24 protein-coding genes and 1 other annotated feature are annotated in these 24,043 nt (G+C 37.0%); of the genes, 3 read left to right on the top strand and 21 right to left on the bottom strand.

Features of this window, described 5'->3' with window-relative positions:
• Nucleotides 1-62: 62 nt before the first annotated feature.
• From adhE to BAQ46_RS09575, 5 genes are all read right to left on the bottom strand, one after another.
• Nucleotides 63-2,666, bottom strand: coding sequence for a bifunctional acetaldehyde-CoA/alcohol dehydrogenase (adhE, locus tag BAQ46_RS09555; protein WP_000260470.1), 2,604 nt, complete (start codon nucleotides 2,664-2,666; stop codon nucleotides 63-65).
• 258 nt (nucleotides 2,667-2,924) lie between these two features.
• Nucleotides 2,925-4,058, bottom strand: coding sequence for a bifunctional cystathionine gamma-lyase/homocysteine desulfhydrase (locus BAQ46_RS09560; protein ID WP_001201909.1), 1,134 nt, complete (start codon nucleotides 4,056-4,058; stop codon nucleotides 2,925-2,927).
• Between the two features lie 3 nt (nucleotides 4,059-4,061).
• On the bottom strand, nucleotides 4,062-4,985 hold the full coding sequence (locus BAQ46_RS09565) for an O-acetylserine dependent cystathionine beta-synthase (protein ID WP_071741861.1): 924 nt from the start codon (nucleotides 4,983-4,985) through the stop codon (nucleotides 4,062-4,064).
• Between the two features lie 82 nt (nucleotides 4,986-5,067).
• Nucleotides 5,068-5,763 (bottom strand): 5'-methylthioadenosine/S-adenosylhomocysteine nucleosidase, encoded by a 696-nt coding sequence (gene mtnN, locus BAQ46_RS09570; RefSeq protein WP_001217039.1) that lies wholly within the window; start codon nucleotides 5,761-5,763, stop codon nucleotides 5,068-5,070.
• A 14-nt stretch (nucleotides 5,764-5,777) separates the two neighbouring features.
• Nucleotides 5,778-6,416, bottom strand: coding sequence for a class I SAM-dependent methyltransferase (locus BAQ46_RS09575; protein ID WP_000536319.1), 639 nt, complete (start codon nucleotides 6,414-6,416; stop codon nucleotides 5,778-5,780).
• Nucleotides 6,417-6,552: 136 nt separating this feature from the next.
• On the opposite strand from BAQ46_RS09575, the gene BAQ46_RS09580 reads away from it, so the two are divergent.
• Nucleotides 6,553-6,768, top strand: a complete 216-nt coding sequence (locus tag BAQ46_RS09580) for a YrzA family protein (RefSeq protein ID WP_000010984.1) — start codon at nucleotides 6,553-6,555, stop codon at nucleotides 6,766-6,768.
• Between the two features lie 35 nt (nucleotides 6,769-6,803).
• Here BAQ46_RS09580 and BAQ46_RS09585 read toward each other — a convergent pair whose 3' ends face one another.
• The 12 genes from BAQ46_RS09585 to alaS all read right to left on the bottom strand — a co-directional run bounded on the left by BAQ46_RS09585 (nucleotide 6,804) and on the right by alaS (nucleotide 18,886).
• Nucleotides 6,804-7,451 (bottom strand): YrrS family protein, encoded by a 648-nt coding sequence (locus tag BAQ46_RS09585; protein ID WP_071741862.1) that lies wholly within the window; start codon nucleotides 7,449-7,451, stop codon nucleotides 6,804-6,806.
• Between the two features lie 116 nt (nucleotides 7,452-7,567).
• The gene (locus tag BAQ46_RS09590) at nucleotides 7,568-9,322 is read right to left on the bottom strand and encodes a peptidoglycan D,D-transpeptidase FtsI family protein (protein WP_000403943.1); all 1,755 of its coding nucleotides are present in this window, start codon (nucleotides 9,320-9,322) and stop codon (nucleotides 7,568-7,570) included.
• 92 nt (nucleotides 9,323-9,414) lie between these two features.
• On the bottom strand, nucleotides 9,415-9,891 hold the full coding sequence (gene greA, locus BAQ46_RS09595; RefSeq protein WP_000179963.1) for a transcription elongation factor GreA: 477 nt from the start codon (nucleotides 9,889-9,891) through the stop codon (nucleotides 9,415-9,417).
• A 278-nt stretch (nucleotides 9,892-10,169) separates the two neighbouring features.
• Nucleotides 10,170-10,808: a uridine kinase gene (udk, locus tag BAQ46_RS09600; RefSeq protein ID WP_000537087.1), complete on the bottom strand. Its 639-nt coding sequence runs from the start codon at nucleotides 10,806-10,808 to the stop codon at nucleotides 10,170-10,172.
• 17 nt (nucleotides 10,809-10,825) lie between these two features.
• The gene (locus BAQ46_RS09605; protein ID WP_000217969.1) at nucleotides 10,826-12,106 is read right to left on the bottom strand and encodes a peptidase U32 family protein; all 1,281 of its coding nucleotides are present in this window, start codon (nucleotides 12,104-12,106) and stop codon (nucleotides 10,826-10,828) included.
• A gap of 18 nt (nucleotides 12,107-12,124) precedes the next feature.
• Nucleotides 12,125-13,054, bottom strand: coding sequence for a peptidase U32 family protein (locus tag BAQ46_RS09610; protein ID WP_000742781.1), 930 nt, complete (start codon nucleotides 13,052-13,054; stop codon nucleotides 12,125-12,127).
• Between the two features lie 7 nt (nucleotides 13,055-13,061).
• A complete protein-coding gene (locus BAQ46_RS09615) occupies nucleotides 13,062-13,703 on the bottom strand; it encodes an O-methyltransferase (protein ID WP_000389089.1) in 642 nt (213 codons plus the stop codon).
• 202 nt (nucleotides 13,704-13,905) lie between these two features.
• Nucleotides 13,906-14,976 (bottom strand): endolytic transglycosylase MltG, encoded by a 1,071-nt coding sequence (gene mltG / locus BAQ46_RS09620; RefSeq protein ID WP_000230081.1) that lies wholly within the window; start codon nucleotides 14,974-14,976, stop codon nucleotides 13,906-13,908.
• Nucleotides 14,977-15,192: 216 nt separating this feature from the next.
• Nucleotides 15,193-15,471, bottom strand: a complete 279-nt coding sequence (locus tag BAQ46_RS09625; RefSeq protein ID WP_000392247.1) for a DUF1292 domain-containing protein — start codon at nucleotides 15,469-15,471, stop codon at nucleotides 15,193-15,195.
• A gap of 12 nt (nucleotides 15,472-15,483) precedes the next feature.
• Nucleotides 15,484-15,897, bottom strand: a complete 414-nt coding sequence (ruvX, locus tag BAQ46_RS09630) for a Holliday junction resolvase RuvX (protein WP_001221191.1) — start codon at nucleotides 15,895-15,897, stop codon at nucleotides 15,484-15,486.
• A gap of 3 nt (nucleotides 15,898-15,900) precedes the next feature.
• The gene (locus BAQ46_RS09635; protein WP_000348590.1) at nucleotides 15,901-16,167 is read right to left on the bottom strand and encodes an IreB family regulatory phosphoprotein; all 267 of its coding nucleotides are present in this window, start codon (nucleotides 16,165-16,167) and stop codon (nucleotides 15,901-15,903) included.
• Nucleotides 16,168-16,243: 76 nt separating this feature from the next.
• On the bottom strand, nucleotides 16,244-18,886 hold the full coding sequence (alaS, locus tag BAQ46_RS09640) for an alanine--tRNA ligase (RefSeq protein WP_000811837.1): 2,643 nt from the start codon (nucleotides 18,884-18,886) through the stop codon (nucleotides 16,244-16,246).
• A gap of 40 nt (nucleotides 18,887-18,926) precedes the next feature.
• Nucleotides 18,927-19,146: a binding site (T-box leader), on the bottom strand.
• A 222-nt stretch (nucleotides 19,147-19,368) separates the two neighbouring features.
• On the opposite strand from alaS, the gene BAQ46_RS09645 reads away from it, so the two are divergent.
• On the top strand, nucleotides 19,369-19,713 hold the full coding sequence (locus tag BAQ46_RS09645; protein ID WP_061132122.1) for a PH domain-containing protein: 345 nt from the start codon (nucleotides 19,369-19,371) through the stop codon (nucleotides 19,711-19,713).
• Nucleotides 19,714-19,751: 38 nt separating this feature from the next.
• On the opposite strand, the gene BAQ46_RS09650 is transcribed toward BAQ46_RS09645, so the two are convergent.
• Nucleotides 19,752-20,819, bottom strand: a complete 1,068-nt coding sequence (locus BAQ46_RS09650) for an AI-2E family transporter (RefSeq protein ID WP_071741863.1) — start codon at nucleotides 20,817-20,819, stop codon at nucleotides 19,752-19,754.
• Nucleotides 20,820-20,994: 175 nt separating this feature from the next.
• Between BAQ46_RS09650 and BAQ46_RS09655 the strand changes: the two genes are divergently transcribed.
• On the top strand, nucleotides 20,995-21,207 hold the full coding sequence (locus BAQ46_RS09655; protein ID WP_000242547.1) for a hypothetical protein: 213 nt from the start codon (nucleotides 20,995-20,997) through the stop codon (nucleotides 21,205-21,207).
• Nucleotides 21,208-21,243: 36 nt separating this feature from the next.
• Here BAQ46_RS09655 and BAQ46_RS09660 read toward each other — a convergent pair whose 3' ends face one another.
• The 3 genes from BAQ46_RS09660 to recD2 form a co-directional block, all read right to left on the bottom strand.
• Nucleotides 21,244-21,372, bottom strand: coding sequence for a YrzQ family protein (locus BAQ46_RS09660; protein ID WP_001053553.1), 129 nt, complete (start codon nucleotides 21,370-21,372; stop codon nucleotides 21,244-21,246).
• A gap of 18 nt (nucleotides 21,373-21,390) precedes the next feature.
• Nucleotides 21,391-21,579 carry a hypothetical protein gene (locus BAQ46_RS09665; RefSeq protein WP_000469281.1) on the bottom strand — a complete coding sequence of 63 codons (189 nt, stop codon included), beginning with the start codon at nucleotides 21,577-21,579 and terminating at the stop codon, nucleotides 21,391-21,393.
• Nucleotides 21,580-21,706: 127 nt separating this feature from the next.
• Entirely contained in the window at nucleotides 21,707-24,043 is a 2,337-nt protein-coding gene (gene recD2 / locus BAQ46_RS09670) for an SF1B family DNA helicase RecD2 (protein WP_001973606.1), read from the bottom strand.

A 24,043-nucleotide genomic window follows, 5' to 3' on the forward strand; every position in this document is an offset into this window, starting at 1 on the left:
CCATTCTGGGAGATGTTTTCCAAAAGAAAAAGAGCCGCTTTATTGCGACTCTTTCATAACCATTACTCACCTTTATATGCTTTCATATAAATTTCTTTCAGCTCTGAAATGAGAGGTAATTTCGGATTAGCTGTTGTACATTGATCTTCAAAAGCTCTTTCTGCTAATAATCCAACAACCTCTTCAAATTGGTCTTTAGCAACTCCTTGTCCCGCAATACTCATATTTATATTTAAACTTTTTCCGAGATCAATAATTGCTTTGACGAGTGATTCTACACCTTCTGCCACCGAACTTGCTGGTAGCCCGAGCATTCTCGCAATATGTGCATAGCGTTCATCAGCTACAAAATGCTCATATTTTGGGAACAATGCGTGTTTTCTTGGCTTAATAGCATTATAGCGAACTACGTGCGGCATAAGAATTGCATTCGCACGCCCATGCGGAATATGAAATTCTGGTCCAATTTTATGTGCTAAACTGTGATTAATACCTAGGAAAGCATTTGCAAATGCCATCCCTGCAATTGCAGAAGCATTATGCATTTTTTCTCGTGCTTCTTCATCATGTCCATCTTTAAATGCTCTTGGTAAATATTTAAATACGAGATCAATAGCCTTTAATGCTAATCCATCTGTATAGTCATTTGCTAAAACAGACACATACGCCTCGATTGCATGCGTTAATACGTCCATCCCAGTGTCTGCTGTTACATGTGGTGGTACTGTCATTACAAATTGTGGATCAACAATTGCTACATCTGGCGTTAATTCATAATCGGCGAGTGGATACTTTATATTATTTTTCTTATCTGTAATAACCGCAAATGGTGTCACTTCTGATCCTGTTCCAGATGTTGTTGGAATAGCAACAAACTGCGCCTTACTTCCTAATTCCGGATATTTACATGTACGTTTTCTTATATCTAAAAACTTCTGTTTAATTCCATAGAATGTTGTTTCTGGGTGCTCATAGAAAAGCCACATCCCTTTCGCTGCATCCATCGCTGAACCACCACCAAGTGCGATAATGACATCAGGCTGAAAACTTCTCATCATTTCCGCACCTTTAAACACAGTTTCATCTGACGGATCTGGCTCGACCTCAAAGAAAACTTCAACTTTCACATCATTTGCATGTTTACGTAAATAATGCGTAACCGTATCTACATATCCGTGCTCAACCATTCCTGGATCCGTTACAATAAACGCACGTGAAATGTTAGGCATATTTGCTAAATATGATGTCGCATGTTTTTCAAAATAAATTTTTGGTGGTAATTTGAACCACTGCATATTCTTTTTTCTATTTGCCAACCTTTTTATATTTAATAAGTGCGTCGCTGTTACGTTTTGAGAAACCGAGTTTTTCCCGTAGGAACCGCAGCCAAGCGTAAGTGATGGAATAAATCCATTATATATGTCACCGATTCCACCTTGTGATGAAGGGGCATTTATAATAAGGCGGCAAGCTTTCATACGTAATCCAAATTGCTTTTGCACTTCTTTATTTACAGAATGGATAACTGCTGAATGTCCTAAACCACCGAGGTTTAACATTTCTTCACAATATGTAAACCCTTCTTCTAATGAATTTGCTTTTACACAAGCTAATACTGGACTTAACTTCTCACGAGATAGTGGATATGCAGCTCCGATGCCTTGTATTTCAGCTACAAGCATTTTTGTATTTTTAGGTACAGTAATTCCAACTAATTCGGCAATATACTGTGCGGATTTCCCTACAATATCACTATTTACTGCACATGTATTTTCATTAATAACAAGCTTTTCTAATTTACTTCTCTCTTCCTCGGTTACAAAATAACAATCATTTGCAATCATTTCTGTTTTCACATTATCATAAATTTCCTTGTCTACAATAATTGCTTGTTCTGATGCACAAATCATACCATTATCAAATGTTTTAGATAAAATCAAATCATTAACCGCTCGTTTTATATGCGCTGATTTCTCTATATAACATGGTACATTACCAGGACCTACACCTAGCGCTGGTTTTCCAGTAGAATAAGCTGATTTCACCATACCAGCCCCTCCAGTTGCCAAAACAAGAGCAACACCTTCATGGTTCATTAATTGTTTCGTTGCTTCGACAGAAGGTTTTTCAATCCACTGTATACAATGTTTTGGTGCCCCCGCCTTCACCGCTGCATCATATACTGTTTTTGCCGCTGCAATGGAACAGTTTTGTGCTGAAGGATGAAATGCGAAAATAATTGGATTTCTCGTTTTTATCGCGATTAATGCTTTAAACATTGTTGTCGATGTTGGATTCGTTACTGGTGTTACCCCAGCTACTACACCGACGGGCTCCGCAATTTCTATTATTTCTTCATGAGGATCTTCGTGAATAATCCCTACTGTTTTATCTTTCTTTATGCTATGCCAAATATATTCAGTAGCAAAAATATTTTTAATACATTTATCTTCGTATACACCACGACCTGTTTCTTCAACAGCCAACTTCGCAAGCGGCATATGTTGATCAACACCTGCTAATGCCATTTCATGAACAATGTTGTCAATTTGCTCTTGTGTAAAACTTTCTAATGCTTGTAAAGCTCTCTGACCGTTATTCACTAACGTATCAATCATCTCTTTTACTTCCTGCATTTCATTTACAACTTTCTCTTTGACTACCATGTAAATTCCTCCTATTCTGCTATCTTGGACTAAATAAGACCCTACAGGTCATAATTAGTCCTGATTAGCGCAAAAAAATAGAATTGCTTTCCTACATGAACCTCATTGTTTGTGAAATATTTCACAAGTTTGTTCGTGGGTAACACTTCATGAACTTAATATACATGAATTTATTTTATTTGTGTTTGTCTAATTTGTGAAATATTTCACAAATTAATATAGTAAAAATGCACTGCCTATACTAGCAGTGCATTTTTACTATGCTAACGCTTGTGCTAAATCTTCAATTAAATCTTCTCCGTCTTCAATACCGACAGAAATTCGAATTAATGTATCTGTAATTCCTAATTCTTTACGACGATCTGCCGGAATTGATGCATGCGTCATTTGAGAGGGAATAGAAATTAAACTTTCTACTGCTCCTAAACTTTCAGCCAGCGTAAAGTATTGTAATCTCTCAAGTACTTTATTTAATGTTTCTTCGCTATCTACATCAAATGAGATAATAGCACCAAATCCATTTGCCTGTTCTGTTGCCAGTTCATGGTTTTGATGTGACTCAAGGCCTGGATAATATACTTTATTCACTTTTGGATGATTATTTAAAAACTCAGCAATTGCGCGTGAATTCGTTTCATGCTCTTCCATTCGAATTCCTAATGTTTTTAAACCACGAAGTAGTAAGAAACTATCTTGCGGGCCAAGAATGCCTCCTGTTGAGTTTTGTACAAAGTGAAGGTCTTCTGCTAATTGCGGACTATTTACAACTACTAAACCTGCAACTACGTCACTATGACCTCCTAAATATTTCGTTGCACTATGAAGTACAATGTCTGCTCCTAAAGAAATCGGCGACTGCCAATATGGCGTCATGAATGTGTTATCAATAATTGTTAATAAATCTTTCTCTTTAGCAAGAGTAGATATTTTTTTAATATCAGTAATTTTTAGTAACGGATTCGTTGGTGTTTCTACATAAATCGCTTTCGTATTTGGACGAATCGCTTCTTCAACTTCCTCTAAGTTTGTTGTATCTACAAATGTATGCTCAATACCGAAGCGGTTTAACACTTTCGTAATCACGCGGTACGTTCCGCCATACACATCATCTGTTAAAATAACGTGGTCACCTTTTGAGAACAACATAATTGTAGCTGTAATAGCCGCCATTCCTGAACCAAATGCGAAACCAGCATGACCGTTTTCTAATACCGCAATCATTTCTTCTAAAGCTGCACGTGTTGGGTTTCCTGTACGTGAATATTCATATCCTTGATGCTTACCAACTGCTTCTTGTTTGTACGTACTCGTTTGATAAATCGGTACATTTACAGATCCAGTTGAAGGTTCTCCTATGCGAATACCATGAATTAACTTTGTCTTTGCTCTCATTTTTTATTCCCATCCTTTGTATATGTCTTTACTTAAATAGCGCTCACTACTATCAGGAAAAATCGTTACGATATTTGTACCTGGCGCCGCTTTCTCTGCTTCAAGTAAACTTGCATGAAATGCTGCTCCTGAAGAGCTCCCAACAAGAAGTCCTTCTTTTTGCGCTAATTCTTTCACTCGTAAAAATGCATTTCGATCAGAAATCGTATGAATTTCATCAAAATAAGATGTTTTCAAAAATGGCGGGATGAATTCAAGGCCAATCCCTTCTGTTTCATGTGAGCCAGCTTTACCACCATTTAAAATAGATCCTTCTGGTTCCACAATAACCGTTTTTATATCTACATTTTTTTCTTTTAAATAAGATGCAGTCCCCATAAACGTACCGCCAGTTCCTGCTCCAGCAACAAATATGTTAATCTCTCCATTAAGTGCCGACCAAAGTTCAGGTCCTAATGTTTTAAAATATGCACGAGGATTTGCCTCATTTGCGAACTGACTTGGAGAGTATGAATTCGGTATCTCATTTACTAACTCTTTTGCTTTTGCAATTGCACCGGTCATTCCTTGCTCAGTCGGCGTATGCACGACCGTTGCGCCTAGTGCTTTCATTAATTCTTGTTTTTCAATGCTAAATTTCTCTGGTACACAAACGATAACGTGTAAATCATGTTGTAACGCTGCGAGTGCCAGTCCAATACCAGTATTTCCAGCTGTCGGTTCAATAATTGTTCCGCCCTCTGTAACAAGCCCTTTTTCTAGCGCATCTTCGATTAATTCTCTTCCTAATCGGTCCTTAACGCTTCCGCCTGGGTTATAAAATTCAAGCTTTGCAAATAAACGGACCCCTTCTGGAAGTGAAAAACGATTAATTTCCACAATTGGTGTATGACCAATTAACTCATGAACTCCACGATATACATTCATCGTGTTCTCCCCCTTATTTGCCAATAAAGAAAAGGCAACTGTATGTATTTTCTTTATATGAGACAGTTGCCTTTTTGTTACATTACTTTAACTCTTCTAATACTTTTACGATAAAGTTTGTAGAATGAAGAGCTGCTTGATCTAAAAATTGATCAAATGAAACATTTGATTCTTTACCAGCAATATCAGAAAGTGCACGAATGATAACAAACGGAACTTCATATTGGTGGCATACTTGTGCAACAGCTGCTGCTTCCATTTCTACTGCATAAAGGTTTTCAAATTTATCACGAATGGCTGCAACTCGGTTCGGATCACTCATAAATGAATCACCTGTTGCAATCATACCTTTTACAACTTGAATATTTTCTTCTGCCTGCATACATTTTTCAGCTAATGCAACTAATGCTTCATCAGCTTTAAATCCAGGCGGCATTCCTGGTACTTGACCATACTCATAGTTAAATGCTGTTACATCTACGTCATGGTGACGAACTTCTGTTGAAATAACGACATCCCCAACATTTAGAGAATGATGGAATCCACCAGCTGAACCAGTATTAATGACTTTTTCAGGCTTATATCTTTCTAATAAAATTGTCGTTGACATCGCTGCATTTACTTTACCAATACCAGACTTTAACAAGATTACTTCATGTCCTGCTAATTGCCCTTTCGTAAATTCACAACCCGCAACCGTTTCTGTTTCTGCTTGTTCTAATTTATCACGTAAAATACGTACTTCTTCTTCCATTGCTCCAATTACAGCAATTCTCAATCTAATCCCTCTTTCTATTGCTTAGTTGCCTCCATTACCCACACGAAATGATTTAATCTCGTAAACGTTACATGGAAGCCATTGTTTTCAAAAATAGTCTGCATAACTGGAATACGTGTATAGTATTCCGTTTGCAAATCGTTTGCTAACTGATGAAAACCTCTTTGTTTTGCTGCTTCAACAGTTTTATCATATGCATCTTGATCTGCAAATATCGTATCAGCAAACACTATTTTACCACCTTTGTTTAGCAATTGACTATACTTCGCAATCGCTACATTTTTTTCATCATCTGTTAAATGATGAAATGCATAGGTGCTTACTATGGTATCAATGGAATTCGGGACTTCAAACGAAAGAAAATCACCTTCTGTAATGGAAAACTCTTTTGGCAATTTCTCTTTTGCAATCATGCGCATTTCACGTGACGGTTCTATACCGTAAACTGTGCGGCCAGCAAGTAATAATTTATTTGTTAAATTACCTGTACCGACACCAAATTCTAATACGTTACCAAATGACTTGTTAACTACATCCTCTAGAATGTCCTCATAATGGGCGAAAACTTCTTTATATTGTATATCTTCGCCTTGTACAAATGAGTCGTACGTATGAGCCCACTCATCAAATAAACCATTAAATTCTGTACCCATAAAAATTCCCCTTTTTCTTATCGGTTTTATCAGTATGATATTCCCTCTTTCTAAAAATGTCAATTGAAATGTACATGGTATTTCCTTCTTTTCTTTGTTACACTATAGTTGATTACATAGGAGAGGGGCCGTCTTCATGTCATTTACCTTTGAAATGTTAGAAGATAAAGTAGAATTTTTTGAAGCGGGAGACTTAGCTTCTTTAGAACGTAAAATCAGTGAACAAATCGATAATAATAAAGCACTTATGCTTGAAGTTCATCACATCTCGCATCAAATGGTTATGGATCCTGAAAGTAAAAGACCATATTATAGCGCGGTTGTTCATTTTAAATTAAAGAAATTACGCTAACTAAAAAAGAGAAGCTCCTAAGGAGCTTCTCTTTTTTAGTTTAGAGTTTGAACAAGTACTGGTTTCCAGCCTTCATTGTCTACCCAATCAATATTTACATAATATCTTTTACCTGTTTGTTTATCTTGTACGTTACCGTAAGCTTTATTCTTACCGTTATTTCCGATTCGATGAATAATTAATTGCTCTACTGGAACGTCAATTGCAGCTGAAATCGCTTGATTCATCTCATTCCAATCTGCTGTACCTTTTTTAAACGTCATCGCAGGTGTTGCACCTTGCTCTGTGCCTACTGGCTTCCAAGAAGGTTTCGTATAAGCGTCAGTTGCCTTTGGCTGTGTTTTTTCAGCTGGTACTTTCTCGTTAGCTTTCGCTTCTTCTTCAGCTTTTTTCTGTTCTTCTTCAGCCTTTAGCTTCTCTTCTTCTTTCTTCTTAGCCTCTGTTTTCTCTTGTTCATTCTTCTTCGTCTCTTCTTTGCCTTTAGCTTTCTCAGACTTATTCTCTTTCGTTGTTTGCTGAGCTACCTTTTTATCGCTAGAAGACGCTTGCTCTTTCGTGTCAGGAACAAACAATTGATATGCTACAATAGCTACTGCTACTAGTACAATAGCGATTGCAATATTTAAAACACCGTTTTGACGACGTTTTTGTTGTTTCTGTTGGAATCTAGATCCTCCTGCCATTCTTCAAACCTCCATGCAGTTTTTCATACTTGCTATTGTAACATTAAATCTAGAAAGGTTGAACATTTACAATAATATTTTCATGAAATGAAAACATTTTACTATGAATTGCAAGATTACTTTTCATTCTCTAATCGATAGATTGATTCTACGATTGCTTTAAAAATAGGTGTAACTGCATTTACATTGCTACTCGTTTCTATATCCACGACAACTAAAGCATATCTTGGATTTTCATATGGAAAATAACCTGCAAACCAACGATTCTCTTTCGTTCCTTTTCCTGTTTGTGCTGTCCCAGATTTTCCAGCGACACTTAGTGGTAACGACTTGAATGCTGCTCCTGTGCCTTTCTCCGTTGTTACAACGCTCCTTAATAACTGTTGTAATGTTTTCACTGTTTCATATGAAAGCTGTTTCCCACCTAATGTATGGTCTTCAAATGTATAAAAATCCGTTCCATTTTTGTACATTATTTTTTCAACAGCTTTCACTTCCATCTTTTCTCCACCTCTAGCAATCGTCGCCATCATATTTGCAATCGCTAGAGGTGACATACGTACATCTTTCTGTCCAATTGCTGTTTGCGCTACCGCTTTTTTACTATTCTTATTTCCTTCACTCTCCCAAATCGTAACACTTTTCTCCTCTGGCATTTGCTCAAAATGAGTTGTATGAAATACAGAACCTCTCCATCCAACCTTCTCAGCGCCTCCTAAAGCCTCTACATAAGTTTCTAACACCATCTTATCCTTTTGTATTAGCTCATTTCCTAACTCTGAAAATGTCCTGTTACAGCTTCTAGCAAAGCTCTCTTTAAAACTAAGTGTCCCCATCCTAACTTGTGGGTGATCTTCACCATATAAATCTTTATTACAATTAAATACGCGATTAAAAACATTTTCATTTTGATCAATCGCTGCGGCCGCAATTATTGTTTTAAAAACAGAACCGGGAAAGTGTGGTGTTAACATTTGATTTTCAAGTGTAGTTTTATATAAACTCTCATCTTTCACCTGTACAGATGGTTTGCTAACCATTGCTAAAATTTCATTTTTCTTTACATCAAGTAGCACTACTCCTCCCTTCTTAATTTCACTTGCTTCAACTACTTCTTCTGCTTTTTTCTGTAACTCGTTATGTAAAGTAGTTTGAATCGTCACTGGATAAAACGGATTTCCAGGCGATGTATATTTCGCTTGTTTTCCAAAAATCGGTTCTCCTTGCCGGTCCACTTGATACAATACTTTTGCCTCTCCATCGGTCAAAAGAAATTCATCAAATGATTGCTGCAATCCTGAAATGCCAATCGGTGTTTGTTTTGAAATTTTTCTAACTTCTCCGTATCGTTTTTGAAATTCTCGTTCATTCTCACCCACATCACCAATTAAATGATTCACCACGCTAGTTTGCCGCAAACGAACTTCAGCTGCTACAATGCCTAATACATTTAATTGATTCACCTTCTCCATCTGCTCTCGTTCCAAGCGAAGTGGTTCATTTCCTCTTTGCAGGATAAATGCACTTTTCTTATGTTTCATTTGACTTTCAATCTCTTGTCTCGACATACCAATGATATGCGCAATTTTCTCCAACATGTTATTTTTTAATTGTAGAAATGGAAAAACAATTAAAACAGGATACTTTTTCTCACCTATCTCCTTACCATTACGATCTATAAAATGGCCGCGTCCATCATCTACCGTAATGGATTGCGTCCGTTGTGTAACACTTTTTTCAATTAAATTAATCTTACGATCCGTAAATGATTCCGTATCGATAATTTGTATTTGAATTAAACGACAAAGTAACATAAACATGACACATATAAAACAAATTAAAACAATTGTAATTCTCCGTTTTATTTCCATAAAAAAACACCTCGTCTAGTATAGTTTGGACGGAGTGTTTCATCTTTTATACAAATAAAAAAATCACTCGCTTTTACACGAGTGATTTTTAATTATTTTACAGAGATAATCTCTACTTGCATTTCTCCACCTGGAGTTTGGATTGCTACCTTCTCGCCAATTTGCTTACCTAATAAGCTTTTTGCGATTGGAGAATCGTTAGAAATTCTTCCTTCAAATGGATCTGCTTCTGCGCTACCTACGATTGTGTAAGCTTCTTCATCTCCATCTGGTAGTTCTTTAAATGTTACTGTTTTACCTAATGTAACAACTGTAGATTCTTCACCGTTATCTGTGATGATAACTGCGTTACGAATCATGTTTTCTAATTGTGTAATACGTCCTTCTACGAACGCTTGCTCATCTTTCGCTGCATCATACTCAGAGTTCTCAGAAAGATCTCCGAAGCTACGTGCAATCTTAATGCGCTCTACAACTTCTTTACGTTTTACCGTTTTTAAATCCTCAAGTTCGTTCTCTAGCTTTTGCTTACCCTCTTGCGTCATAGGGTATGTTTTTTCTGTTGCCATATTTTCCACTCCTTTTATATACCAATCCCCCGAAAAAAAGAGGAGTTCCATATGAAAACTCCCCCGCTTATATGTAAAGCGGAGGTTTCTAGCACGCCTGTACTAGCGGAGTTGTCACATACAACCCCGTATTCCCAATTCTTCTTTATATAAAGAAGATATGTATGGAAAGTTGATATAAATATGCCCTCACCTATATATAGATGAGGTTGCATGTTTCATTGTATTCGATAGGAAGGGAAAAAATCCCTTCCTACCGTATATCTTTTACTATGCTATTACAAATTTACTTTTTGTTCAAGAATTGTTGCAATTTTTGTAACCATAATATCAATTGCAACGTGGTTTTGTCCACCTTCAGGGATAATAATATCCGCAAATTTCTTAGAAGGCTCAATAAATTGATTGTGCATTGGACGTACAACATTTACATATTGATCAATAACTGAATCCATCGTACGACCACGTTCTTTAATATCACGTTGCATGCGGCGCAGGATACGAAGGTCAGCATCTGTATCAACGAATAACTTAATGTCCATTAACTCACAAAGACGTGGGTCTTCTAAAATAAGAATTCCTTCTAAAATGATTACATCTTTCGGCTCAACTGGAATAATTTCATCTGAACGCGTATGCAATGTATAGTCATATACAGGTTTCTCTACTTGTTTATATGCAAGCAACTGCTGCAAATGTTCAATTAACAAATCATTATCAAACGCTAATGGATGATCATAATTTGTTTTTAAACGCTCTTCCATTGGTAAATGGCTTTGATCTTTGTAATAATAATCTTGCTCTAAGATTAAAATGGAATGACCTTTAAAATGGTCAAAAATCGCTTTCGTTACACTTGTCTTACCTGACCCTGAACCACCAGCAATTCCAATTACAACAGGCTTATTCGTCCCCATTCGACTATCACTCTTTCTTATTGAAGTATGCTTTTGCGCATCATATTATTCACATACACTGGTTGATCCACTTTGAATTTCACGATCTGCAACGGATGTCTCGCTGCATCTAATTCGTTTCCATCCTCATCCCAAATTTTCTCCACCGTCTGCGTAAAGTTTTCTATTTCTGGTCCAAAGAACTCCACTTCATGTCCTGGTTTGAAATGATTACGTTGCTCAATCGTTACGATGCCCGTTTCTTCATTATAATCTAACACTAAACCAGCGAAATCATACGTTGTTTTCTTACTATGATTTCCAAACATTTGCTCTTGATGTCCTGGAACCCCTTCAAAGAATGCAGGAGCTGTATCACGATTTGCACATTTATCAAGCTCATCTAACCATTCTTGTTTAAACTCAAAGTTATCAGGATCCGCACAATATGCATCAATTACTTTACGATATACTGTCGCTACAGTAGCTACGTAATGGATTGATTTCATACGTCCTTCAACTTTTAAGCTATCAATTCCAATTTCAATCATTTTCGGAATTGATAAAATTAAATTTAAGTCTTTTGGACTCATTGCAAAGTGAGCATCTTCTTCTTGGAATAGAGGAAGCTCTTTTGCATCTTTATGTTGTGATACTGTTTGAACTAAATCATAGTCCCAGCGACAAGATTGACAACAACCACCACGGTTAGAGTCACGCGCTGTCATATGGTTACTTAGCGTACATCTTCCTGAATATGCGATACACATTGCACCATGGACGAATGCTTCAATTTCAATATCCACTTTTTCTTTAATCTCTTTCATTTCTTCATAGCTTGCTTCACGAGCTAATACAAGACGATGTAAACCTTCTTCTTTCCAATACTGTGCTGCTTTCCAGTTGGATAGTGATTGCTGTGTGCTTAAATGCACCTCAACAGAAGGCGCTACACGTTTACAAGTCTCAATGATAAGCGGATCAGCAACGATAATTCCCGTTACGCCAGCTTTTTCAATCCCTTTTAAATATTCCTCTAGCCCGTCCATATTTTCATTATGTGCAAAGATATTTGTTGTTACATATATTTTTGCTCCATATTTCTTTGCAAATTCCACACCTTCTGCCATTTCTTCCAGTGTAAAGTTACCTGCATTCGAACGAAGACCAAATTCTTGTCCACCTAAATATACAGCATCTGCCCCGTAATGGATAGCTACTTTTAATTTTTCTAAGTTACCCGCAGGGATTAACAGTTCAGGTTTCTTCACAATAACGCGTTTGCCATCGATCACTCGTGAAATTTCTTGTACAGTCATTTCCTACACCCTCCTCGTTTAGTAAACCGTCTCTTTAAAGAAGAATCCTGTATCTAACGGACGATTCACCGGTTGCATTTCTTCTATCTCTTTATATAAGTCGTCTTTCACGTCGTAATACGCATCACGATCTTCTACACATAAATCAATTGCTTTACGATATTTCTTCGTTACCTCAATAATGTATGCAGAGCTTTTTAGTACACCATCAACTTTTAAGCTATCAATTTCAGCATCAATTAGCTCTTCTAACTCATCGATGAAACAAATATCATTTGGACTCATAATGTGAGTACCATTTTCATCTTCATAAATTGGATATTTATTGTTACGCTCTGGGTCATATAAGAACATATTCTCTTCATATTTTTTCTTTTCAATGTCAAGATGACGTCCTTGATACTCAAAGTAGTTTCCTACTAACGAACGCTTCGACTGGAACATACAAGTCATACCGTGAATTTGCACTTCAAGTTCCACTTCAGCATTTTCTTTTAATTCAACAATTTCATCTAAGCTAAGCTCGCGAGCTAATACAGCACGTTTTGCTCCTCTTTGTCCCCAGTAGTTACAAGTAAACCAGTTTGTTGCTGTTGTTTCTGTATTCCAGTGCAATTGCATATTTGGCGCTACTTCGCGAACCGCCATTAATACTGCTGGATCTCCGAAAACAATTGCATCTACATGTACTTCGTTTAAAAATGCAACATAGTCTGTTAATTCTTCTACTTTATCGTTGTGGAACATAGCGTTCATTGCTACGTATACTTTTACACCATTTTCATGTGCAATCTTCACAGCTTGTTTCACATCTTCACGTGAAAATTCCCCTGCTAAACGTAAACCAAACTTTTGCTCACCGATCATTACCGCATCTGCTCCTGCTTTCGCAAGAGGTTCGATATCCGCCACTGCTTTTGGTGTTACTAACAATTCTGGTTTCTTCATACCTTGGTCACCCTTTCTTTTTACTAACAGCTACTCCATCACCAATTGGGAAAATCGTTGTATCATATCCTTCATGGTTCATAAGCCATTCATTGTACGTCTTAATACGACGGATTAAACCACGTGTACGTCTGTTTTCAATTTTCTCTTTCGTCGTTACAAGGCCATGGTACATAACATTATCTGAAATAATTACGCCACCAGGATTTAATAACGGTTCATATAAGTCAAAAAAGCGACGATATTGTCCTTTTGCTGCGTCAATAAAAATAACGTCAAATGTTCCATGTTCTTCTACTTGCTCGCCTGTTTCTAACGCATCACCGTAAATAACGGAAATACGTTCTTTAACTGGTGAACGTTCTATATATTCAAGTGCTTTTTCATATCGATCGCGATTGCGCTCAACTGTCACAATGCGAGAATTTGGAATAGCTTGCATCATACGAATACTAGAATAGCCAATTGCTGTACCTAGCTCTAAAATGCTCTTCGGTCCAATTAAACGTAAAAATTGCAACATAAATTCCATTCCAAGTCGATCCATAATTGGCACATGATTTTCTTTCGCATAGTCTTCCATTTCAAGAATTAATTTATCTTTCGGATCAATAAATGATAATAGGTACTCGTTAACTGCATCCTCCATAATGGTCCTCCTTATTTACATGGAGAAGTGCCTCTATGACGTCTTTTCACACATAGAATGCAATAAAAATACAAGCCAGCTTTATCCTTAGCTTGTACGTCCCGTTTTGATATTAAAAACGATTCTTCTGCCAGTTTTTAACCCGATATATTTTACCACAAAAAAGAGGGATGTGCGACCTTTTTCGCTATCCCTCCCCATTTCACTGCTTTTTCGTAATATATTTTTGCTTTAGTGCATTATGCTCTTCCAATGTTTTCGCATAGTACACTTCACCAGTTGGTGCAGCTAAGAAATAATAATAATCTGTTTGCGCAGGCTCTAGCGCTGCTTCCACTGAATGTTTACCAGAGTTTGCAATCGGGCCCACCGGCAATCCTTTCACAACGTACGTATTGTACGGTGAGTTTATCTTTAAATCTTCGTATAATACACGTTGTTTATGCTTTCCAAGTGCATATAATACCGTTGGATCCGTTTGAAGCGGCATACCTTTTGCTAAACGATTATAAAAGACACTAGAGATCTTTTGACGATCTGTAAAGCCTGTTGCCTCTTCTTCAATAAGTGAAGACAATGTTAAAAGCTGATGCACATCCCAGTTTTTCGCTTTCATTTTTGCTTCGTTTTGAACAATGATTGCATTCGTTTTCTCAAGCATTTGGATAACAATTTCTTCCAAAGTTGTATCTTTTTTATAGAAAGAGTACGTCGCAGGATATAAATAACCTTCTAATGGATATTTAATATTGCTATCAAAGATTTTATCCGTTAACAGCTTGGGATACTTTTGCTGCATTTTTTGAATAAATGCTTTATCGTTTAATTGACGTACAACATCATCTTTATTCCACTTTAATTCGTTTGCAACCGTTTCTGCAATTTCAGTTACTTGTGCCCCTTCTTTTACCGTCACTTTATAAAGAGCTGGACGATGTACATTACCAGATGACATTTGCTCAATAACATCTTTTGCACTCATTGAAGGATTTAATAAATATGTACCCGCTTGTAAATTTTTAGATTTAGCCTTTGTATAAAAACTAAAAACTGTACCGTTTTTCACAGCACCTTTTTCTTCTAAAATCTCACCAATTTTACTAGTAGATGATCCCTTTGGAATTTCTACTTCAATCTCTTTTTTATTCCCGCTATCAACCGGTCCTAATGCGGATGAAATATACGCATAGACTGAACCACAAACTAAAAGCAGTGCAATTATCGAGAATAAAAAAATGCGTCTACGCTTCTTTTTCACTTGATTCTCTACCAAAACTCTTCCTCCTTATTCAATTGTAGGCCATATGTACATCTTTCTATACAAAACGATGAAAAATCACAATAAACTTACCTATCATTTTTGACAGATACTTTATTTTTCTACAATCCGTCTCATTATACTACAAAGGATTACGCAGTTTCGACAAAAAATCTTTCATTTTACATATAAAAAAGGTGGACTATATATCGTCCACCTTTTCAGTACTTATTATTCAGCTTCTTGCTCATCAGCTAGAGTGTTGAACATTTCTTGTACCATTTCCCACTCTTCTTCAGATTCGATTGGAAGTAAAGTTCCGCCCTCTTCTTCATTTTGCTCATAAGCCATTGCATCGTAAATTTGGTCTCCATCTTCGTCTACTTCACCGATTGGAGAGAAGACTACGTATGATTTTTTACCAAATTTTTCAGCGTCAAAAGTGAAAATAATTTCACATAAATGTTCGTTACCTTTTTCGTCTACAATTGTAATTTGATTTTCTTCCATTTTGGTCACCTCTTATTTACTATCTAAAAATCCTTGTAAGATTACGACTGCAGCCATCTTATCAATTACTTGCTTTCGCTTCTTACGGCTTACATCGGCTGAAATGAGTAGACGTTCCGCTGCCATCGTTGACAAACGCTCGTCCCACATTACAACGTCTAATTGTAACAGCTCTCGTAGGTTTTCTGCAAATTGTTGGCACGCTTCACCACGCGGGCCAATTGTACCATTCATATTTTTAGGTAAACCTACTACTATCTTGTCCACATCATACTGCTTTACTAACTCAGAAATACGATCAAAACCAAAGTGACCTCGTTCTTCGTTAATCTTAATTGTTTCTAACCCTTGTGCTGTCCAGCCCATTTCGTCGCTAATTGCAACTCCGACTGTTTTTGTACCTACATCTAAACCTAATATCCGCATAAACTACTCCTCACGATGATGTTTCAAGTAAGACTTCACAAGCTCTTCAATTAATTCATCACGTTCAAGCTTGCGAATGATGCTACGTGCATCTTTATGGCGAGGTATGTATGCTGGGTCTCCACTTAATAAATAACCGACGATTTGGTTAATCGGATTATAGCCTTTTTCTTGAAGTGCATCATACACAGTTAAAAGTACATCATTTACATGGACACTCTGTTTTTCATCTTGAATGCTAAACTTCATTGTTTTATCAAAACCGTCCATTTTAAGCACCTCACTTATATAGTAAGTATAGGGAGAAGAACTTCTCCTCTCCCTACCATTGTACACTACTATCTCTTTATTTTGAAACAGATTTAACGTACTCTTGTACAAATGCTAAAGCTTCCTCAACTTGCGCTGGGTTTTTACCGCCTGCTTGTGCCATATCAGGACGGCCACCACCGCCACCGCCACAACGAGAAGCTACTTCTTTCACAAGTTTACCAGCATGGTAACCTTGGCTAATTAAATCTTTCGTTACGCCAGCTAAGATGTTTACTTTGTCATCATTTACAGACGCTAATACGACAACCGCAGATTCTAATTTATTCTTCAGATCATCCATCATCGTACGTAAGTTATTCATATCTGCAACATTTACTTTCGCTGCTAATACGTTCACGCCATCAACTGTCATTACAGAATCAGTTAAGTTTCCAGCTTCGATATTGCTTAATTTCGCAGCAAGAGATTCATTTTCTTTTTGCAATTGTTTCACTTCAGCAAATAGACCATCAACTCTTGTTAAAATGTCTTTTGGATTTGTTTTCATTTTTCCAGCTGCTTCTTTTAATAAACCTACTTGATCGTTCATTAATTCATAAGCAGACTTACCAGTTACTGCTTCAATACGACGAGTTCCTGCACCGATACCAGACTCAGCAACGATTTTGAAAATACCGATAGAAGCTGTATTATCAACGTGACAACCACCACAAAGCTCTAAGCTGTAATCGCCAACTTGTACAACGCGTACAACATCTCCGTATTTTTCACCGAATAATGCCATTGCGCCCATTTCTTTCGCTTCTTCGATTGCTTTTTGAGAAATCTCAACATCAATACTTTCCCAAATTTTCTCGTTTACGATACGCTCAATTTTTTCTAATTCGTCAGTTTGTACTTGACCGAAGTGAGAGAAGTCAAAGCGTAGACGTTCAGAAGTTACAAGAGAACCTGCTTGGTTAACATGTGTTCCAAGTACGTCTTTTAATGCTTGGTGTAGTAAGTGAGTTGCTGTATGGTTCTTCACAACGCTACTACGGTTTTTCGTATCGATAATAGCTTTTACAGCCGCATCTTTCGTTAATGTACCTTCTTCAACTACAACTTTGTGCAAGTTTTGGCCGTTTGGTGCTTTTTGTACGTCTTTTACAAGAACTTTCACGCCATCAGCAAGAAGATAACCACGGTCTGCAATTTGTCCACCGCTCTCAGCATAGAATGGTGTTACATCAAGCATTAATTGTCCTTCTTCACCAACTTGTAAGCTGTCTGTGTATTCACCGTTTTTCACAAGTGCAACAACGTTACTTTCTGTTGCAACTGTACCGTAACCAACGAACTCGCTCGCTACTTTCACTTCTCCAAGGACACCGCCTTGAACTTGCATAGAATCAACATCTTGACGAGCAGCACGTGCGCGCTCACGTTGTTTTTCCATTTCATTTTCAAAACCTTCATGATCAACAGTCATACCAGCTTCTTCTGCATATTCTTCTGTTAATTCAATTGGGAAACCGTATGTGTCATATAGACGGAACGCATCTACTCCAGAAATAACCGTTGTTTTTTCTTCTTTAGCTTTTGCGATAACTTCAGCTAAAATTGCTTCACCATCATGAAGTGTTTCGTGGAAACGCTCTTCTTCATTTTTCACAACTTTTGCAATGAAATCTTTCTTTTCAAGTACTTCTGGATAGAAGTCTTTCATTACTTCTCCAACAACCGGTACTAATTCAAACATGAATGGACGGTTGATGTTTAATTTCTTCGAATAACGAACCGCACGGCGTAATAAACGACGTAATACATAACCACGGCCTTCGTTAGATGGAAGAGCACCGTCACCAACAGCGAATGTTACTGTACGGATATGGTCAGCAATTACTTTAAACGCCATATCTTTTTCTAAGTCACCATTACGATATTTCTCACCAGAGATTGTTTCTGTTGCACCAATCATTGGCATGAATAAGTCTGTGTCAAAGTTTGTAGGCACATCTTGAACGATAGATGTCATACGCTCTAGACCCATCCCTGTATCGATGTTTTTCTTAGGAAGTGGTGTATATGAACCGTCTGGATTATGGTTAAATTGAGAGAATACAAGGTTCCATACTTCTAAGTAACGCTCGTTTTCTCCGCCTGGATATAATTCCGGGTCACTAAAGTCATTACCGTAAGCTTCTCCGCGGTCATAGAAAATCTCTGTATTCGGTCCACTTGGTCCTTCACCGATATCCCAGAAGTTTTCTTCTAAGCGGATGATGCGCTCTTTTGGAACGCCCATTTTCTCATTCCAAATTGTGAATGCTTCTTCATCTTCTGGATGAATTGTAACGGATAGTAATTCTTTATCGAATCCGATCCATTTGTCGCTCGTTAAAAATTCCCAAGCCCAAGTAATTGCTTCTTCTTTGAAGTAATCACCGATTGAGAAGTTTCCTAACATTTCAAAGAATGTATGGTGACGAGCTGTTTTCCCTACGTTTTCAATATCGTTTGTACGAATTGATTTTTGAGCATTTGTAATACGTGGATTTTGCGGGATTACACGTCCATCAAAATATTTTTTTAATGTTGCTACACCACTGTTAATCCATAGAAGAGATGGATCTTCATGTGGAACTAGTGATGCACTAGGTTCTACTGCATGTCCTTTTTCTTGGAAAAAGTCTAAAAACATTTGACGAATTTGTGCGCCTGTTAGTTGTTTCATTGTATTTTCCTCCTTAAATATAAAAAACTCCCGCCCCTATAAAAGGGACGAGAGTTAACTCGCGATACCACCCTAATTATGAATTGATTACTATAACAATCAATTCATCACCTCATGGTGCCGTAACGTGGCAAGACGGCAGTGATTAGCTGCTCTCAGGATTAGCTTTCTGTTACCCTTCATTTAAAGCTTCTTTCAGCCATATGGAAGCTTCTCTCTATAAATGGACTGTAACGTACTTGTTCCGTCATTGATTTTATGTATTATATGACTAAATATAATAGAATTCTCTTAAGTTTGTCAATGTAGATAATCATTTATATTATATCAATTACTTATTAATCATAGCTATTCTACTATTCATTCTTAACAGCCTTTTCATATATTATGCATGTATTAACAAATTGTACTACTCCCACGAACTTTTCTGAATATTTTATTTTTGTTATAATTAAATTATTAATAATAAAGGAGCGATTATAATGACAACCTTATTGAACGAAGCTAAAAATATGTTAACGACTGATGAAACAATATTGTTTTACGTAGCCTGTTCACTAGACATATTTATTTATCGTTCCGTCGCAAGGCCAGGATTGCTAATTTTAACAGACAAACGGCTCTTCTTTTATGGACCAGATGTAAGTAAGAACCCTTTATTTGAAGAGTACGCTTTCGCAAAAATTTCAAATTTAAAAGAACAAAAGCGGCTTTTCAGCAATCAAATTGTATTTATGTACGATAATGAATGGAAAAAAATAAAACATATTCAAACAAATGATGTAAGCTCTCTCGTTCAAAAAATAAACGAGCAACTCTCTAAATAATGATAGCCCTCTACTTTTATAAGTAGAGGGCCTTCCTATTACACATCTTCTTTTTTCCAAAGAGGCCTTACATGAACGATCACTGTGCGAATGACCGCTAAAACAGGAACTGATAGTAATAACCCTACAATTCCTGCCACTTCTCCCCCAACTAGTAGTGCAAGCATAATAATGACAGGATGCATGCGAAGCGACTTACCAACGATGTAAGGGGATAAAATGTTACTTTCTACGAATTGCAAAATAGCAATCGTAATCCCCGCTTTAATGAGTAAACTTGTTGATACCGTTGCTGCAATCATCAACGCTGGAATCGCTCCTAAAATAGGACCAAAGTATGGGATTATATCTGTTATCCCGATGATGATGCCAAGTAATAATGGATATTTCATACCGATAAACCAAAAAGAAAGAACCGATACTCCCCCTAATACTAAACAAACAAATAACTGTCCTCGAATATAACTTCCAAGTGACTTATCAATTTCTTTCGCCAGCATTTGCCCCGTACTACGCCACTTACTCGGAACTAGTTTCCAAAAGATATGATAAAACTCGCCGTAATCTTTTAATATGTAAAATACAATGAACGGAATTAAGAAAATAATGAGTAACGAATCTAGTACACCACGAGCTGTGCTCATCACTTTATTTAAAAGTGCTTGTATCTTCGTCTCTACTCCGACAAAAATTTGTTTCACCTTTTCATGAATAAATGACGGGAAATTCGCTGTTTGTTCTGTAACACCATCCATCCAAGAATCATACATTTTTGTAAACTGCGGGAATTGTTCATTGATTTCTTGTAATTGCTTAATCACAACCGGCGTTCCTTTATAAATTCCATAACCAATCCCGCCAAAGAAAAGGATGTAAATAAGCAAAATAGCGAGTGTACGCGGCATCCCTTCCTTATGAATTTTTTCAATTAAAGGATGCAATAAATACGCAATGAAACATGCAATAAGAAACGGTGTAATGGCCACTTTACATACAAAAATAATCGGTGCCCATAGCGGCTTAATTTTTAAAAAGACGAGCAAACAAAGAAAGACAAGTAACAATAATCCTAAACGGTATATCCAAATGATTTTAAGATTCTTCACACGAAAAACCTCCTCCACCTTTATTGTGAAAATAAATAGGGTAGGTTATGTGCAAAAGTTTTAAAATCTTTTTGTGCAGACCATACTGTTTTGTAAAGACGCACATATATATACATAACAAGGACAACCACCCCTGAGAACGCGGCATGAAACAATATAATCAGGAGGGCTCATAATGGTTTTATTTATGCTCATATTATCTGCACTTTTTATGATTCTTGAATGGATTTGTATTGGGTTTGGTATTTGGAAAGGCTTCTTTGTTCGTTCCTCACGAAAAGAAAGGGCGAAGCAATTATTTCATTACGGCATGCTTGGCGTTGGATGTTACGGCCTATCTTATCTCTTCTCTGAAATTGGACTTTTATATTTGCATACAAATGCATAAAAAAACTCCCTTGTTGATGAAGGGAGTTTTTTACGCTTATAAATAAGATTTAATCATCTTACGTGCTTTTTTCATATTGCGTTTTGAAAAGACATCTTGTTTGCGAGCATATTGATATGCTGCCGCTCCAACACCTAATGCGATTAATGAATTGCGTAGATTCAAAGTAAATCCCCCTTTTCGTTATCCGATCGTTCTTTCATTCTCATCAAATAAATCATCAAGAGAACTTAACGAACCATCTTCTTCTACTTGATGCGTATGGATTTTCCCCTTTGAAACCGATAATTCGATATAACAATTCCAGCAATAAAATTGGTTGACACCTATTTTCCCAATGTCTTTTCCTTTGCAATTTGGACAAATAAACATATGGCGTTCATCTCCTTACAGTCTCCCGGATTCTATTCGCCATTATTTCCAAACTGCATTCATTTATACATTGCTGGAGCCTTTCAACGTTATACGTTTGAAAGTTTCACTATATAATTTTACCTTGTTACATGAAATCATACGGTGAAATGTTTTCCACGTCCATTTCTTCGCCATTAACCGTTACCATCTGTACTTCTCCTTGTGATTCTTGCAATCGGCTAGCTAAAGTCGTTTGACGCATTGCATCATCAAGGCGATTTACACCAGACTGAAAAGCAGCTTCCTCCCCGCAAATAATAAGGAACTTCTTACTTCTTGTAATACCAGTATAAATTAAATTACGACGTAACATACGATTATAACTTTTTACTATCGGCATAATTACAATCGGAAACTCACTACCTTGCGATTTATGAATGGAACAACAATACGCATGTGTAATTTGATTTAAATCTGGTTTTGTATATGTTACCTCAATTCCATCAAATGAAACGATAATCATATCTTGTTGCTCAACGTTTTCTTTCGCATAAAACACCGAAACAATTTCTCCGATATCACCATTAAAAACTTGACTCTCCGGCTGATTAACGAGTTGCAAGACTTTATCGCCTCTTCGATATACAACATCACCGTAAGCAATTTCTTTACTTTTTTCCCTTTTCGGATTAAACACTTCTTGCAACGCTTCGTTTAGTACATTAATACCGGCCGGTCCACGATACATCGGGGCCAATACTTGTACATCTCTTGCGCTAAAACCTTTTGTCTTCGCATTTTCACAAACCTTCTTAACAACCTCAACAATTTGAGCTCCTGTGCACCCGATAAATGAACGATCTTTTTGATTTTGCGCTAAATCTGGTGGGAGTGTTCCATTTTTTATCGCATGAGCAAGTTGAATTACTGATGAACCTTCCGCTTGACGATAAATTTCAGTAAGCTTTACTGTCGGAACTGCACCTGCATTCAATAAATCTTTCAGCACTTGTCCGGGTCCTACAGATGGTAATTGATCTTCATCGCCTACAACGATAACTTGAATGTTAGTTGGCAATGACTTAAACAGCTGATTTGCAAGCCAAATATCAACCATTGAAAATTCATCAATAATGAGTAATTTCCCTTGTACCGGATCTGTTTCATTACGCTGGAAAGACCCTTCTGGCGTCCATCCAAGTAAACGGTGAATTGTACAAGCTGGAAGCCCTGTTGATTCACTCATTCGCTTCGCTGCCCTTCCTGTTGGAGCCGTTAATAATATCGGAAATGGATTATCATCACTGTATTCATTCGGATTTAACGATAGCCCGTGAAGTGACGCATACATTTCAACAATTCCTTTAATAACTGTTGTTTTCCCTGTTCCTGGTCCACCTGTCAATAACATCATCGGTTTATGAAGTGCCGTTTGAATTGCTTCTTGCTGAAACGGTGCATATTGTACGTTCAGTTGTTCTTCAATTTCACCTAATGTTTTTAACACTTCTGCCTCTGGAAATGAAGGTGTTTCTTCTTGATTCATAAGCCTGCGAATGGACTTTACAACACCTTTTTCAGAGTAGAATAACGTTGCTAAATACACTCGCTCTTCTTCTATGATGACTTTCCCTTCACTTTGCATCGTTTCAATACAGCCTACAATATCTTCCTCAGTCACTCTTCCTTCTTGATTGTTTAAAAGTGACATCGTTTCTCTTACAAGTTGGTCTTTCCTCATATAAACGTGACCAAGTTGTAATGAGACATTCTCTAACGTGTAAAAACATCCTGCGCGCACACGGTCGTCGTGATTACCTGATATCCCTAACGCACGCCCTATATCATCCGCTCTTCCAAAACCAATCCCGTCCACTTCTTCGATAAGTTGATACGGGTTATTACGAATCACTTCTAATGTCATCTCTTTATATTGCTGGTAAATCTTAATAGAAAGTTTCGTTCCAAAACCGTAGCCATTTAAAAAGCTCATTACTTTCTCTAATCCTTGATGTTCAACAATTGTCTCATATATCTCCTGAGCCTTTTGTTTATTAACAACACCATTTAATGCCTCAGGGTCATCCATAATTTTAGAAATAGCATGTTCTCCGAGATGATCTACAATTTTTTCAGCTGTACGCTTTCCTATCCCTTTAAATAAATCACTCGCTAAATATTGCACCATACCGGCTTTTGTTTGCGGCAATTCTTTCTTAAACGTTTCGACCATATATTGTTTTCCATACTTCGGATGGTCTTTAAAATGACCTGTCAACGTAAACACTTCATCTTCATGCATGCGAGGAAAATGACCGTTTATCATTACTTTCTTTTCGTCGTACGTTTCATTCGTTTCAATGACTTTCATACTGACAACGGAATAGAGGTTTTCTTCGTTGTGGAAAATGGTATGAAGAACTTGCGCTTTTATAAACTTTTTCTCTTCCTCAAACAAATCCATTGCATGTTGATTTCCCAT

The organism is Bacillus paranthracis (assembly GCF_001883995.1).
GTDB lineage: Bacteria > Bacillota > Bacilli > Bacillales > Bacillaceae_G > Bacillus_A > Bacillus_A paranthracis.

What these genes read in the sequence shown, in the direction of transcription:
- BAQ46_RS09655 (WP_000242547.1), top strand. Translation starts at nt 20,995, where the DNA reads ATGGTTTTATTTATGCTCATATTATCTGCACTTTTTATGATTCTTGAA.
- BAQ46_RS09665 (WP_000469281.1), bottom strand. Translation starts at nt 21,579, where the DNA reads ATGTTTATTTGTCCAAATTGCAAAGGAAAAGACATTGGGAAAATAGGT.
- BAQ46_RS09605 (WP_000217969.1), bottom strand. Translation starts at nt 12,106, where the DNA reads ATGACTGTACAAGAAATTTCACGAGTGATCGATGGCAAACGCGTTATT.
- adhE (WP_000260470.1), bottom strand. Translation starts at nt 2,666, where the DNA reads ATGGTAGTCAAAGAGAAAGTTGTAAATGAAATGCAGGAAGTAAAAGAG.
- alaS (WP_000811837.1), bottom strand. Translation starts at nt 18,886, where the DNA reads ATGAAACAACTAACAGGCGCACAAATTCGTCAAATGTTTTTAGACTTT.
- BAQ46_RS09615 (WP_000389089.1), bottom strand. Translation starts at nt 13,703, where the DNA reads ATGGAGGATGCAGTTAACGAGTACCTATTATCATTTATTGATCCGAAA.
- BAQ46_RS09565 (WP_071741861.1), bottom strand. Translation starts at nt 4,985, where the DNA reads ATGAATGTATATCGTGGAGTTCATGAGTTAATTGGTCATACACCAATT.
- BAQ46_RS09625 (WP_000392247.1), bottom strand. Translation starts at nt 15,471, where the DNA reads ATGGAAGAAAATCAAATTACAATTGTAGACGAAAAAGGTAACGAACAT.
- greA (WP_000179963.1), bottom strand. Translation starts at nt 9,891, where the DNA reads ATGGCAACAGAAAAAACATACCCTATGACGCAAGAGGGTAAGCAAAAG.
- udk (WP_000537087.1), bottom strand. Translation starts at nt 10,808, where the DNA reads ATGGGGACGAATAAGCCTGTTGTAATTGGAATTGCTGGTGGTTCAGGG.
- BAQ46_RS09590 (WP_000403943.1), bottom strand. Translation starts at nt 9,322, where the DNA reads ATGGAAATAAAACGGAGAATTACAATTGTTTTAATTTGTTTTATATGT.
- BAQ46_RS09645 (WP_061132122.1), top strand. Translation starts at nt 19,369, where the DNA reads ATGACAACCTTATTGAACGAAGCTAAAAATATGTTAACGACTGATGAA.
- BAQ46_RS09635 (WP_000348590.1), bottom strand. Translation starts at nt 16,167, where the DNA reads ATGGACGGTTTTGATAAAACAATGAAGTTTAGCATTCAAGATGAAAAA.
- BAQ46_RS09575 (WP_000536319.1), bottom strand. Translation starts at nt 6,416, where the DNA reads ATGGGTACAGAATTTAATGGTTTATTTGATGAGTGGGCTCATACGTAC.
- recD2 (WP_001973606.1), bottom strand. Translation starts at nt 24,043, where the DNA reads ATGGGAAATCAACATGCAATGGATTTGTTTGAGGAAGAGAAAAAGTTT.
- BAQ46_RS09610 (WP_000742781.1), bottom strand. Translation starts at nt 13,054, where the DNA reads ATGAAGAAACCAGAATTGTTAGTAACACCAAAAGCAGTGGCGGATATC.
- BAQ46_RS09585 (WP_071741862.1), bottom strand. Translation starts at nt 7,451, where the DNA reads ATGGCAGGAGGATCTAGATTCCAACAGAAACAACAAAAACGTCGTCAA.
- ruvX (WP_001221191.1), bottom strand. Translation starts at nt 15,897, where the DNA reads ATGCGGATATTAGGTTTAGATGTAGGTACAAAAACAGTCGGAGTTGCA.
- BAQ46_RS09560 (WP_001201909.1), bottom strand. Translation starts at nt 4,058, where the DNA reads ATGAGAGCAAAGACAAAGTTAATTCATGGTATTCGCATAGGAGAACCT.
- BAQ46_RS09580 (WP_000010984.1), top strand. Translation starts at nt 6,553, where the DNA reads ATGTCATTTACCTTTGAAATGTTAGAAGATAAAGTAGAATTTTTTGAA.